The organism is Catenulispora rubra (genome assembly GCF_015356825.1).
Lineage (GTDB): Bacteria > Actinomycetota > Actinomycetes > Streptomycetales > Catenulisporaceae > Catenulispora > Catenulispora rubra.
The window spans coordinates 1-13273 of the sequence record NZ_JAACYW010000310.1; the positions used below are offsets into that span (position 1 = coordinate 1).

The 13273-nt window shown below is 70.1% G+C and carries 12 protein-coding genes; 9 read left to right on the forward strand and 3 right to left on the reverse strand.

Annotated elements, in window-relative coordinates; translation table 11 throughout:
• Both GWK61_RS45720 and GWK61_RS45725 read right to left on the reverse strand, forming a co-directional pair.
• Positions 1-285, reverse strand: a 285-nt coding sequence (locus GWK61_RS45720) for a hypothetical protein (RefSeq protein WP_194919011.1), incomplete at its 3' end; no start/stop codon positions are given.
• Between the two features lie 187 nt (positions 286-472).
• Entirely contained in the window at positions 473-835 is a 363-nt protein-coding gene (locus GWK61_RS45725; protein ID WP_194919013.1) for a cupin domain-containing protein, read from the reverse strand.
• 75 nt (positions 836-910) lie between these two features.
• Here GWK61_RS45725 and GWK61_RS45730 point away from each other — a divergent pair, with 75 nt between their 5' ends.
• The 7 genes from GWK61_RS45730 (at position 911) to GWK61_RS45760 (ending at position 10044) form a co-directional block, all read left to right on the forward strand.
• Positions 911-3568, forward strand: coding sequence for a primosomal protein N' (locus GWK61_RS45730; RefSeq protein WP_323748053.1), 2658 nt, complete (start codon positions 911-913; stop codon positions 3566-3568).
• Positions 3569-3807: 239 nt separating this feature from the next.
• Positions 3808-4359 carry a peptide deformylase gene (gene def / locus GWK61_RS45735; protein WP_194919015.1) on the forward strand — a complete coding sequence of 184 codons (552 nt, stop codon included), beginning with the start codon at positions 3808-3810 and terminating at the stop codon, positions 4357-4359.
• Positions 4360-4361: 2 nt separating this feature from the next.
• Positions 4362-5309 carry a methionyl-tRNA formyltransferase gene (gene fmt / locus GWK61_RS45740; RefSeq protein ID WP_194919017.1) on the forward strand — a complete coding sequence of 316 codons (948 nt, stop codon included), beginning with the start codon at positions 4362-4364 and terminating at the stop codon, positions 5307-5309.
• Positions 5310-5377: 68 nt separating this feature from the next.
• Positions 5378-7012 (forward strand): RsmB/NOP family class I SAM-dependent RNA methyltransferase, encoded by a 1635-nt coding sequence (locus GWK61_RS45745; protein ID WP_194919019.1) that lies wholly within the window; start codon positions 5378-5380, stop codon positions 7010-7012.
• Between the two features lie 332 nt (positions 7013-7344).
• A complete protein-coding gene (locus tag GWK61_RS60195) occupies positions 7345-8628 on the forward strand; it encodes a M1 family metallopeptidase (protein WP_194919021.1) in 1284 nt (427 codons plus the stop codon).
• Positions 8629-8678: 50 nt separating this feature from the next.
• Positions 8679-9230, forward strand: a complete 552-nt coding sequence (locus GWK61_RS45755; protein WP_194919023.1) for a T6SS immunity protein Tdi1 domain-containing protein — start codon at positions 8679-8681, stop codon at positions 9228-9230.
• Positions 9231-9273: 43 nt separating this feature from the next.
• Positions 9274-10044 carry an SDR family oxidoreductase gene (locus GWK61_RS45760; RefSeq protein ID WP_194919024.1) on the forward strand — a complete coding sequence of 257 codons (771 nt, stop codon included), beginning with the start codon at positions 9274-9276 and terminating at the stop codon, positions 10042-10044.
• Between the two features lie 12 nt (positions 10045-10056).
• On the opposite strand, the gene GWK61_RS45765 is transcribed toward GWK61_RS45760, so the two are convergent.
• Positions 10057-11709, reverse strand: a complete 1653-nt coding sequence (locus GWK61_RS45765) for an AMP-binding protein (RefSeq protein ID WP_228564042.1) — start codon at positions 11707-11709, stop codon at positions 10057-10059.
• Between the two features lie 298 nt (positions 11710-12007).
• Between GWK61_RS45765 and GWK61_RS45770 the strand changes: the two genes are divergently transcribed.
• Both GWK61_RS45770 and rpe read left to right on the forward strand, forming a co-directional pair.
• Positions 12008-12436 carry a helix-turn-helix domain-containing protein gene (locus GWK61_RS45770; RefSeq protein ID WP_194919026.1) on the forward strand — a complete coding sequence of 143 codons (429 nt, stop codon included), beginning with the start codon at positions 12008-12010 and terminating at the stop codon, positions 12434-12436.
• Between the two features lie 155 nt (positions 12437-12591).
• Positions 12592-13266, forward strand: coding sequence for a ribulose-phosphate 3-epimerase (gene rpe / locus GWK61_RS45775; RefSeq protein WP_194919029.1), 675 nt, complete (start codon positions 12592-12594; stop codon positions 13264-13266).
• The last annotated feature ends 7 nt before the right edge of the window (positions 13267-13273 follow it).

Here is a 13273-nt window from a genome sequence, read left to right on the forward strand (position 1 = left end):
GACCACTGAGATGGCGACGACGATGCCGATGGCGGCTACGACCCAGGCGTCGCCGAAGTGGAAGTCGGGGTCGTGCGCGACCAGGGCCAGGCCGCAGCCGGTCATCAGGAGGGTGGCCAGGGGCATCAGGACCGGGAGGGTGCGGGCGGCGCGGACCGCCAGGCGGAGTTCGGCGACGGTGGTCGCGCGGCCGGCCGCTGTGACCGCGTAGACCTCCAGGCCTATGCCGGCGACCAGGACCACGGTGCCTATCACGTGGCCGAAGAGCAGCCAGGCGTCGATCATGATGGTTCCCCCTCGGAGCTTCTGGTTTCTTCTGGCTTCTGCCTTGTCTCCCCGCGCCTTGCCCCTGATCCGCTTCAATCGGCGCTAATCGATGCTGTTCGGTGTTAGTCGGTGTGAAGTGGATGGAATCAGGATAGATCGGTGAGATGCGAGTATGCCAGCGCCCGAATGGGTGAAATGTGGGGAACTAGACAGTCGCCTGATATACCTTGCGCAGTGTTTCGTGTACGGTCCAGCGGGTCTTTGCGCCCTCGGTGAGTAGCGCCACGTCGCCGGGCCCCACTTCCAGCACCATGCCGTCCTCGAACTCGATCGTCGCGCGGCCTGACAGCACCACGAACAGCTCGTCCGCCTCCGTGTCGGTCACCACGCCGGGCGTCATCTGCCAGATCCCGCGCAGCACGCGGCCGTCGTCCGACTCGCTCAGCACCAGCTCCGAGACCTCCGGCGCACCGGCGATGACCTGCGACGGGTCCAGGGGGACGGGCTCCAGGGCGGCGTCGGCGACGGACAGGGCAAAACCTAGAACAGAGGTGCGATCGTCAGACATGCGCGGCAGCCTATCCACGCCGAACCTGCCCGCCCACGGTACTGGTGTCACCGCTATCGGGTAGAAATTGACACTGTGGAGGCGCTGGAGCAGAAGAACACGGAGGGAAAGCCGGACGACAAGCCGACTGAGGTTCCGTTGCTGGACGTGCCCAATGCCCCCGAGACAGCATCGCAGACGGCCGTCGACAAGCCGCGGCCGCCGGCGGCCGCCGACGATCCCCGGCAGGCTGCGCGGCGCACGGCCCGCCAGTCGGTACGTCAGGCCAAACCCAAGCCGCCGCGCGAGCCTGCGGCGGAGCTGCCGTACGCGCGCGTCGTCCTGCACCTCGAACTCAGCCACCTGGACCGCGCCTTCGACTACCTCGTGCCGTCCGATCTGGACGCCGACGCCCAGCCCGGCGTCCGGGTCCGCGTCCGCTTCGCCGGCCAGCTCGTCGACGGCTTCATCATCAGCCGCGCCGCCGAGTCCGACTTCACAGGCCGCTTCGAGTACCTGCAGAAGGTGGTCTCCCCGCTCCCGGTCCTGACCCCGGAGATCCTGGACCTGGCACGCACCGTCGCGGACCGGTACGCGGGGACGCTCGCAGACGTCCTCCGTCTGGCGGTGCCGCCGCGCCACGCGAGCGCGGAGAAGACCTCTGCGAAGGAACCGGGCGTGTCCCCTGGAAAGCCCGTCGACGGAGCGCCATGGGGTGTCTATGGCGGTGGCCGCGAGTTCATAAAGGCTCTCCAACGCAAGACGGCGCCCAAGCTCCCGCGCGCGGTGTGGACGTGCCTTCCGGCAACAGACTGGGCTACCGCCATCGCGACAGCCATGCACGCCGTGGCGACCGACGCTGTCGTGTTCCCGGAACCCGAGCCGGCTCCGGTCCCGACGAGTACCGAAGAACCCGAGACTGCCGAAGTACTCATGGACCCCGACGCGATCGTGATCGCCGACGACCCGGTCATCCCGGACCTCGCCCCCGACCCGACCGATCCCGCGCTCCCCGACCCGGACCTGCCCACCGACTACGACATCGACCCCGAGAACCTCAGGGACCTGGATGACGATCGCTATAGCGACGCAGAAGCCGAATCCTCTAAGGAGCTCAGCGATAAAGGTCCGGCCGACGTAGTCAGCGCGGCAGCCAGTGCCGATGCGGTAGTGAGTGGCGAAACGCACAGCGCAGCAGACCCCCTCCACATCCCCGGCCGAGGCGCCCTCGCCATCGTCCCCGACCACCGCGACTTGGCCCGCCTGGACGCCGCCCTCACCGAGGTCGCGGGCCCCGGCCACCACGTCGTCCTGTCCGAAGAACTCGGCCCCGCCAAGCGCTACCAGAACTGGCTGGCCATCCTGCGCGGCGACGTGAAGATGGTGATCGGCACGCGCTCCGCCATGTTCGCCCCGGTCGCCGACCTCGGCCTCGTCACGATCTGGGACGACGGCGACGACCTCCACGCCGAACCCCGCGCCCCCTACCCGCACGTCCGCGAAGTCCTCCTCCTGCGTGCGCATGCCACAGGCGCGGCAGCGCTTATCGGCGGCTACACCTGTACTGCGGAAGGTGCGCAACTCGTGGAGAGCCGATGGGCATATCCGCTTACTGCGTTCCGCTCTACAGTGCGCGCGAAGTCGCCTCTGATCCGCACCTCTGGAGAGGAACTGGAGAAGGAAAGGGATCCCGCCGCAGCAGCCGCGCGCCTGCCGAACCTCGCCTGGCGAACCGCGCGCGCCGCCCTCAACCACGGCCCGGTCCTCGTCCAGGTACCGCGCGGCGGCTATGCACCGTCCCTGGCGTGCATCCGCTGTAGAAAGCACGCGCGCTGCAACCACTGTCACGGCCCTCTAGGACTCTCCTCAGGGCACGCCATGGCGTCCTGCCTATGGTGCGGACGCCCAGCCGGCGGCTGGCGCTGCGACGGCGTCGTCAACGACCGCCCCTGCGGCGGCGACCGCTTCCGCATGCTCACCATCGGCGTCCACCGCACCGCCGAAGAACTCGGCCGCGCCTTCGCCAACACAAAGGTCATCTTCTCGGCGGGGAACTCCGTCTTGTCGCAGGTGTCCGACAAGTCGGCCCTCGTAGTGGCGACTCCTGGAGCTGAACCCGTAGCGGACGGAGGCTATGCGGCCGCGCTTCTCCTGGACGGCTGGTCCCTCCTGGCCCGAAGAGATCTGCGCGCTGGAGAGGAAGCCCTGCGGCGCTGGCTCAACGCCGCCGCATTAGTACGTCCCGGGGGAGAAGGCGGCAAGGTCGTCATCATGGCCGAGCCGGGACTGGCGCCGGTCCAGGCGCTCGTGCGCTGGGACCCGGTCTGGCACGCCCGCCGAGAACTTGTCGACCGCGGCGAGCTGCACTACCCGCCTCTGGCCCGGGTAGCGGAACTCACCGGTACCCCTGCCGCGGTCGCTGAGGAACTGAGCCTGCTCCGACTGCCCGAAGCGGCCGAGATCCTCGGGCCGGTCCTGGTGGACGTCCCAAGATCGGACGATCGGGCCGCGCAGAAGCCTGACACCCGGTCCGGCAAGAACACCGACCCCCTGGGCCGTCGGGAGGGAGCAGACAGGCCCCGCGCCGCTGTTGAGGAGAGCCCGCGCCAGCAACTGCACCGCGCTCTGGTCCGTGTCCCGCGCCGCCTCGGGGGAGAACTGGCCGAGGCCGTCCGGGAAGCCCAGGGCGTCCGCAGTGCCCGCAAAGCCGAGGACTGGGTCCGGGTCCGGATCGACCCGGTCCAGATCGGCTGAACCCAGAGCCGATGCAGAGCCGATGCAGAGCCGACCGAGAGCCGACCGAGAGCCACAGCAGCGAGCACGGAGCCCACGGAGGCCGCCGCAGAAGCCGCCGCAGAGCCCACGCAGAGCCCGCGCAGCCCGTGGCGTGCACACTGTGCGCGCCGGTACCGACCAGCGACGCTCCGCCACCGCCGCCGGGCTCCGTACACTGGATAGCTGAATCCCGTACACCCATGAACGGAGCGCGACCCTTGACCGTCCAGCCGATCCGCCTCTTCGGCGACCCGGTCCTGACCACCCCGGCCGCGCCGGTCGCCGACTTCGACAAGGAGCTCCGCACCCTTGTCAAGGACCTCAGCGAAACCATGCTGGACGCCCCCGGCACCGGCCTGGCCGCCCCGCAGATCGGCGTCGGCCTGCGGGTCTTCACCTGGCACGTCGACGAACAGCTCGGCCACCTGGTGAACCCCAGCCTCGACCTGTCCGACGAGGAGCAGGAGGGTGACGAGGGCTGTCTGTCCATCCCGGACCTGGCGTTCCCCTGCAAACGCGCGCTGCGCGTGGTCGCCAAGGGCTGGAACATGCACGGCGAGCCGGTGGAGATCGAGGGCAGCGAGCTGCTGGCCCGCTGCATCCAGCACGAGACCGACCACCTGGACGGCGTGCTGTTCATCGACCGCCTGGACCGCGAGTGGCGCAAGAAGGCGATGCGCGCCATCCGGCTGGCCGACTGGGCCAACGAGGGCGGCCCCGAGCCGGTGGTGAAGGTCTCCCCGCATGCGACCTTCGGGCGGGCGATCTGACGATGCGCATCCTGTTCGCCGGCACCCCCGAGCCCGCGCTGCCCTCCCTGCGCGCGCTCCTGGACTCCCGCCACGAGGTGGTCGCGGTCCTGACCCGCCCCGACGCCCGCTCCGGCCGCGGCCGCCGCATGGAGGCCTCGCCGGTGGCGAAGCTGGCCGAGGAGGCCGGCGTCGAGGTGCTCAAGCCCGAGAAGGTGCGCGACCCGGCGTTCCTGGAGCGGCTGTCCGAGATCGCCCCGGACTGCTGCCCGATCGTCGCCTACGGCGGCCTGATCCCGAAGTCGGCGCTCGACGTCCCGCGCCACGGCTGGGTCAACCTGCACTTCTCGCTGCTGCCGGCCTGGCGCGGCGCGGCCCCGGTGCAGCAGGCGCTGCTGCACGGCGACGAGATCACCGGCGCCTCCACCTTCCTGCTGGAGGAGGGCCTGGACACCGGCCCGGTCTACGGCACGGTCACCGACGAGATCCGCCGCACCGACACCAGCGGCGACCTGCTCGCCCGGCTCGCCGAGTCCGGCGCCCGGCTGCTGGCCGCCACCCTGGACGCGATCGAGGACGGTACCGCGCGCCCCGTGCCCCAGCCCGCCGACGGCGTCACGCTGGCCCCAAAGGTGCTGGCCGACGACGCCCGCATCGACTGGACGGCCCCGGCGCTGCGCGTGGACCGGCTGGTCCGCGCATGCACCCCGGCCCCCGGCGCCTGGACCGTCCTGCCGGGCGTGGACGGCGAGGAGGACCTGCGGGTGAAGATCTTCCCGGTCACCGCGCTGCCCGGGAGCACCGAGGTCCCGCCGGGCCGGATCGTGCGGGACTCGCGAGGATTGACGGTGGGCACCGGCAGCGGGCACACGGTGCGGCTCGGCGACGTGCAGCCGCAGGGCAAGCGGCGGATGCCGGCCGCGGACTGGGCGCGCGGCCTGCGGCTGACCGGGGACGAGGCGTTCGTCTGAGCCGTCCGGCCTGGTCCGCACCACCCACATCGTCCACATCCCGTCACAAAGGAACAGCGAACCCTCCCATGGCACCGCGTACGTCCACCTCCACCGCCGACCCGGCCCGCTCCGCCGCGCTCGAAGTCCTGGAGGCGGTCCGCACCCGGGACGCCTACGCGAACCTCCTGCTGCCGCGGGTGCTGCGCGACCGCGGGCTGACCGGCCGCGACGCCGCGTTCACCACCGAGCTGTGCTACGGCACGCTGCGCGGGCTGGGAACGTACGACGCGATCATCGCCGCGTGCGTGGACCGCGAGCTGGACGCGGTGGACGCGGTGGTGCTGGACGCGCTGCGCCTGGGCACGCACCAGCTGCTGGCGATGGACGTCCCGCCGCACGCCGCCGTCTCGACCACGGTCGACCTGGTGCGCGCGGTCTCCAACGAGGGCGCCTCGCGGTTCGCCAACGCGATCCTGCGGCGGGTCGGCCAGGGCGACCTGCAGGCGTGGATCACCCGGGTCGCCCCGAACTCGCAGGAGGACCCGGAGGGCTTCCTCGCGGTGTCGCGGTCGCACCCGCGCTGGATCGTGTCAGCGCTCTGGGACTCGCTGCAGGCGCACCGCGGGGCGCAGCGGGCGCACGGGGACATCGGGGACCTGCTGGACGCCGACAACGCGCGTCCGGGGGTCACGCTGGTGACGCGGCCGGGTCTGGCGCAGGTCGAGGAGCTCACCGATCTGGGGGCGCTGGCGGCGCGGTACTCGCCGTACGCGGCGTATCTGGCCGGCGGCGACCCGGGCGGGCTGGCGCCGGTGCGCCAGGGGCGCGCCGGGGTGCAGGACGAGGGCAGCCAGCTGGTCGCCATGGCTTTGGCGGCGGCGCCGCTGGAGGGCCGGGACGAGCAGTGGCTGGACATGTGCGCCGGTCCCGGTGGGAAGGCGGCGCTGCTGGCCGGGCTCGCGCTGGAGCGCGGGGCGTCGCTGCTGGCGAACGAGATCGCGCCGCATCGGGCCGAGCTTGTGCGCAGGGCTTTGCGGGGGTACCGGGAGCGGCTGGTCGGGTTCGACGGGGCGATTAAGACGGCTGGGCACGACTGGTCGGCGTTGGCGCTGGGGTCGGCGGACGAGGACGAGCCCGACGACGTGGGCGGTGAGGGCGGTGTCGGCGTGGCGGTCGGCGGCGGTGTCGGCGCGGATGGGGCCGAGTCGGCGTCAGCACCCGAGTCCGCGCCCGAGTCCGGCCCCGGTGAAGGCGCGGGTACTGGTTCCGGTGAGGTGGCGGCGCCGCCGCGCCCCGGCACGCTCCAGGTGATCGCCGCCGACGGCATCCGCGCGCCCTGGAAGCCGGGCTCCTTCGACCGCGTCATGCTCGACGCCCCCTGCACCGGCCTCGGTGCGCTGCGCCGCCGTCCGGAGTCGCGCTGGCGGCGCACGCCGGACGATCTCGAACGGCTGACCCGTGTACAGCGCCGCCTGTTGTCCTCTGCGTTGGACTCTGTACGACCCGGGGGACTGGTCGCCTATGTGACGTGCTCTCCGCATCTGGAGGAGACGCGCGACGTGGTCCGACAGGTGGTGAAGGCGCGGCGGGACGTGGAGCGGGTCGACGCGCGGCCGTACCTGCCCGGCGTGCCCGATCTCGGCGGCGGCCCCGATGTCCAGCTCTGGCCGCATCTGCACGGTACCGACGCTATGTATCTGGCGCTTCTGCGCCGTTCCTGAGGCCGATCGCCGCCGCGCACTGTCTCAAAACGATCACAGGTTCGTCCCCGGCACGTCCGCGCCGTGACTTTTTGCACCCCCCAGGTGGTCTGGAGGTTTGGCAGGGCTGGTGCAGACGGCGATGGGGCGGGTGGGGCGGCGTGAGGTCTTCCATAGGTGCGTCCGTATTAAGGCGGGCCGGCTTGTGGGTGCCGTTGGGTGGAGTGGCGGCAGCGGTGGTGGCGGCCGCGTGGATAGCGGCCCCGTTGGGGCCGCACCAGGCGCCTCTCTCCTCGCGTTCGGAGGGCCCCGTTCTGGGGGCTGACGGAGGGGCGGCTATTAGTGCAAGCCCGGTGGCGGTTCCGCAGAGCGGGGATCCCGTTGCGCCCGATCAGGCTCGCTATACGGTCGCGCTCAGGAGCGATGCCACTGGGCACTCCTGGAGCGGGACTGAGAAGATCTCCTTCGCGAACTCCGGGACCGTCCCCATTACGGAGTTCTGGACAAGGCTGTGGGGAAACGGCGACGCTGGCTGTAGCGCCACGCAGCCCGAGCGCATCAGCAGCCTGAGCGGCGGCTCTATAGCCGAGACAGAGCAGAAGTGCACAGCGTTCCGCATAGTGCTCGACAGCGCGTTGGCGCCTGGAGCACGTACAGAGGTCGGGTTCGCGCTCGCTATAGACGTACCGGTGCGGGCCGACCGGTTCGGGGTGAACGGAGTCGACTCGTACGTGGGGAACGCTCTAGCGGTTCTGGCGGTAAAGGACGAACACGGCTGGGAGCTTCCTCCGTACGTCGACTTCGGAGAGAGCTTCTACTCGCTGACCGCGGACTACGACGTCACCCTCGACCATCCAACGACGCTACAGGTCCCCTCGACAGGGGTGATCGCAGGAGAGACTCCCGAGGGGGATCGGGTCGTCACGCATATAACGGCGCCCAAGGTGCGTGACTTCTCATGGTCGGCCGGTGCCTTCCACCACGCGAGTATGACCAGCGCCACCGGCGTGACGATCGACGCGTACTGGCCGAACTCGGAGAGCGACTCGAACTGCCAGTCCCTGATGAGCTACACGGCCAGCGCTATAGACGCCTACTCAGCCCGATACGGCGCCTATCCCTATCCGCGGTTCTCGATCGTCTTCGACGAGTTCGGGTCGGCCTTCGACGGGATGGAGTACCCGAACTACGTCCTGTCCTCCGCCAACCAGGGGGCCGTCGCGCACGAGGTCGCGCATCAGTGGTGGTTCGCGCTCGTCGGGGACGACCAGTACCGGCATCCGTGGCTCGACGAGGCGTTCGCGGAGTACAGCGCGGAGGAGTTCCAGGGCGGTACGACGCCTGCGCACAACTGCGACTGGATCGCCTCCGACGAGCGCATGGACGGCTCCATGGACACCTACGAGAAGGCCGGCGACTACCTCTATCACGACGCCATCTACCACGAGGGCACGTGCCTGTTGTTCGACCTGGAGCACACGCTGGGCCGCGACGGCATGGACCGGATGCTGCGCGAGCTGTTCACCAAGTTCGAGTACGGAGTCGAACGCCCGGCCGATGTGCGGGCGATGGCGCAGAGCGTGGCGGGACGGGACCTGTCCGCATTCTGGGTGAAGTGGCGTAACACCGGTGACTGACGGCGGGCGGCGGTAGTGTGCGGGCTCCCGACCGTTGAGGAATTGGTGAGATGGTGAATTCGGGATTCTCCTTCGAGACCCTTCAAGAGCGTATGCCGGCCGAACCCGCACGCGGCCTCGCAGAGCACGGCACCGGCGACTTCGCCGACGGATTCCTGCAGTTCCTGGCGCCGGAAGCCCTCGACGACACCCTGGCCGAATGGCTCGGCGGCTTCCAGCCGTCACGCGTTCCGTTCGCGCGCACGGCCCTGGGTGACCTGCTCTATATACGCGACTTGCGCGAGCGGGCCGCTGCGCTGGGTCTGGACGCCGATGAGGTGGAGTCGGCGTATGACGTGTCCGTGGTCGACGTGCGCTACAAGAAGGTGAGCGTCCTGGCGTTCTCGTTCACCGAGTTCACCGAAGGCCTCGCGGACCCCGAGTTCCTCGAAGAGGAACTGCGCAAGGACCTGTACGACGGCGCGGTGTCCCGGCTCGGCCGCCCCGGTCCTGACGAGATCTTCACGTTCGTCCCGGTGCTCTCGTGCGGCGGCAGCGAGGATCCTGCGAACCTTGAGCGGGGCCAAGCGGACGTGGCGCTGTCGATCTTGTTCCAGTCCTAAACCTCGTTGCGCCGGCCGGTCGCCGTGACCAGACTCCTCGCTCATGACGCAACAGCAGCGGCCGGTCGCCGTGGTGACCGGAGTCGGCAGGCGGGCGGGGATCGGCGCGGCGATCGTGGAGGCGTTGGCACGCGACGGGTGGGACATCGGGTTCACCTACTGGCGTCCTTACGACGACCGCATGGACTGGGGACGCGACGAAGAGGCGCTCGCCGCCATCACCGCTGATGCCGAGGCCCACGGCGCGCGGGTTCATGCGGTCGAGGCGGACTTGGCGGTCGTGGAGACGGCTGGAGAGGTCTTCGCTAAGGTGCGGGGCGCTCTGGGCGGCGTCAGGGCTCTGGTGATGGCGCACTGCGAGTCGGTGGACTCCTCGATCCTCGACACCACGGTCGAGTCCTGGGACCGGCACTTCGCGGTCAACGCGCGGGCTTCGTGGCTGCTGGTCCGGGAGTTCGCCACGCACTTCGCACAGCCGCACGGCACCGGTCGGATCATCGCACTGACCAGTGGAGCCATCGTGCACAACGTGCCGTACGGCGCGAGCAAGGCCACGCTCGACCGGCTCATGGTGGCCGCCGCGGTGGAGCTGCGGGAGCTCGGCATCAGCGCCAACGCCGTCGATCCGGGGCCGACGCAGACCGGGTGGATGGACGACAACCTCGCCACGTACATCAAGGAACGCACTCCGTTGGGACGCAACGGGGTTCCGGCGGACTGTGCGGAACTGGTCTCGTTCCTGTGCTCGGAGCGCGGTGGCTGGGTGAACGGGCAGGTGCTCTATAGCGACGGCGGTTTCAACGCGGCCCGGTGAAGCTCTGCGTACTCACTTCAATCCGAGGATCCCGACCGCCTGCTCCCGCATCTCCACCTTGCGCACCTTACCGGTGACCGTCATGGGGAACCCGTCCACGATGTGCACATAGCGCGGGATCTTGTAGTGCGCGAGACGTCCTTCGCAGAACGTGCGGACGGCCTCTGCGGTCAGCGGCTGTGCGCCGGGCCGTAGCCGGACCCAGGCCATCAGTTCCTCGCCGTACTTCTCGTCGGGGACGCCGATCACTTGGACGTCCTCTACGTCGGGATGCGTATAGAGGAACTCCTCCACCTCGCGCGGGTACACGTTCTCGCCGCCGCGGATCACCATGTCCTTGATGCGGCCGACGATGGCCACGTAGCCGTCGGCGTCCATCTGCGCGAGGTCGCCGGTGTGCATCCAGCCGTCGGCGTCCACGGCCTCGGCGGTGCGCTCGGGTTCGTCCCAGTAGCCGAGCATGACGCTGTAGCCGCGGGTGCACAGCTCGCCGGGTTCGTCGTAGCCGAGGGTGGCGTCGGTGTCCGGGTCGACGATCTTGATCTCGACGTGCGGGTGGACGCGGCCGACGGTGGCCACGCGGCGGTGCAGGCTGTCGTCGCGGCGGGTCTGGGTGGAGACCGGGGAGGTCTCGGTCATGCCGTAGGCGATGGTCACGTCCGTCATGCCCATCTCGCCGATGACGCGCTTCATCACCTCGACGGGGCACGGGGAGCCGGCCATGACACCGGTGCGCAGGGAGCTGAGGTTGTAGGCGTCTGGAGACTTCTCCAGGAGCGCCAACTCCGCGATGAACATAGTGGGGACGCCATAGAGGACGGTGCAGCTCTCTTCAGAGACGGCGCGCAGAGTGTCTGCAGGGTCGAACAGTTGCCCCGGGAGAACCATGCAGGAGCCGTGGCTGGTGGCGCCGAGGTTGCCCATCACCATGCCGAAGCAGTGGTAGAGCGGGACCGGGAGGCAGACGCGGTCCTCATGGGTCCACCCCTGGACTTCGGCGACCATATAGCCGTTCCCCAGGACGTTGCGATGCGACAGTGTGGCGCCCTTGGGGAACCCCGTGGTGCCGGATGTGTATTGGATGTCTACGGGGTCGTCTGGGTGCAGGCGGCTTGTGCGTTCTGCGAGCTCCGTGGCGGGTACGGTCGCGCCGCGCTCTACGAAGGCGGTCCAGCCGGGTGTGCCGATGAAGACGACGTCCTGGAGCTCTGGGCAGTCCTCACGTACTGCGTTCACCATCGCGACGTAGTCGCTCGACTTCACTTGGGTGGCGGCGAACAACAGGCTGGCGCCGGACTGCTTGAGGGTGAAGCGGATCTCGTGGTCCCGGTAGGCCGGGTTGAGGTTCACCAGGATCGCGCCGACCTTGGCCGCCGCGTACTGGACCAGGACCCATTCGGCGCAGTTCGGCGACCAGATGCCCACGCGGTCGCCCTTGGCGACGCCGGCGGCGAGCAGGCCGCGCGCCAGCTCCGCGGTCGCGGCGTCGAACTCCGCGTACGTCCAGCGCCGGCCGGTCGCGCACTCCACCAGGGCTTCACGCTCCGGGTACGTGGTGGCGATCCGCGTCAGGTTCGCGCCGATGGTCTCATCGAGCAGCGACGGGGAGTCGGGGCCCTTGCGATGCGCTTCGGCCCGGGGGTCAGCGTCGTCATTGGCGCTCATGCCGTCTCACCTGTGCTTCTCTAGAGGCCGACGTCAGGATTCGACACTAGTGGCCGGGTGGACCTTCGTCGATGGGCCGCGCTGAGGGGTGTTCTTCCGGGCAAATTCAGAGGCGTTCTCAGGGACGCTCTCAGGGGTTCGCGGTAGTCTCCGCCGCAACAACCGACGACGGCGGCGACGCGGTGCGGTGGTGATCGGTTCCCTTGCCGCCATGGCGGCAAAGCGTCACGCGCGCCGGTCTCCTTCGGCTGGTCGGCTGTGGTCGGATGATGAAGAGGTGTCTGCGATCGGAGGTGTGATGCGACAGGACGGAGGCTGGCTTCCCAGCCCTGACGCGCGGCCCACCAGGGCCCTGGCGCTGCTGATCACCGGCCTGACCGACGACGCGGTGGCCCGCCGGCTGGCGGTGAGCCGCCGGACGGTGCAGCGCGCGGTGCGGGACCTGATGGACGCCGCGGGCGCCCGGACCCGGATGCAGCTCGGCCATCACGCGGCGTGTGTGGGTCTGCCGCTGCCCGACCTGCCGTCGGCGGCCGAGCCGCGGGACCAGCCGGCGCCGGCCGACCTGAGGCTGCTGGCGCTGCTGCTGGAGGACGCGCGCGTGGACCGCGTGCTCGGCGTCAGCCCGCGCAGCGTCGAGCGGGAGGTGCGGCGGCTGATGACGCTGGCCGGCGCGAAGAGCCGGGTGCAGCTGGGGTGGCTGGCGACGCGGTGGGGTTGGTTGTAGGGCGAGGGTGGCAGCCTGTGCCGGCGCGGATCGACGGTGGCCGATGTCGTGTGAAATGCGGGCTGCGGGCCGCGATACACGGACTGATCACGACAGTGATGGCCGTGTCATGATCCGCGACGGATCCCGGCCCGCGGATCTGCCAGACTTTCCCCATGAGCTCCGTCCAGATCTCCCCGTCCATCCTCTCCGCCGACTTCGCGCGCCTGGCCGACGAGGTCTCCGCGGTGCCGTCGGCCGACTGGATCCACGTCGACGTGATGGACAACCACTTCGTGCCGAACCTGACGCTGGGGCTGCCGGTCGTGGAGTCGCTGGCCAAGGCCTCGCCGCGGCCGCTTGACTGCCACCTGATGATCGCCGACCCGGACCGCTGGGCGCCGGGCTACGCCGAGGCGGGCGCGGGCAGCGTGACGTTCCACGTGGAGGCCGCGCACGCGCCGATCCGCCTGGCGCGCGCCATCCGCTCGGCCGGAGCCCGCGCCGGCCTGGCGCTGAAGCCGGCGACGCCGGTCGAGCCCTACGAGGACCTGCTGCCGGAGCTGGACATGCTCCTGCTGATGACGGTCGAGCCGGGCTTCGGCGGCCAGAAGTTCCTGGACGTGGTGCTGCCGAAGATCCGCCGCGCGCGCCAGATGATCGACCGCCACGGCGGCTCGGTCTGGCTGCAGATCGACGGCGGCGTCGCGGCCGACACGATCGAGCGCTGCGCCGAGGCCGGGGCGGACGTCTTCGTGGCGGGCTCGGCGGTGTACGGCGCGGAGGACCCGGACGCGGCGGTGCGGGCGCTGCGGGCTCAGGCCGAGGCGGCGGGGGCGCGGGTCGCCTGAGGTGGGT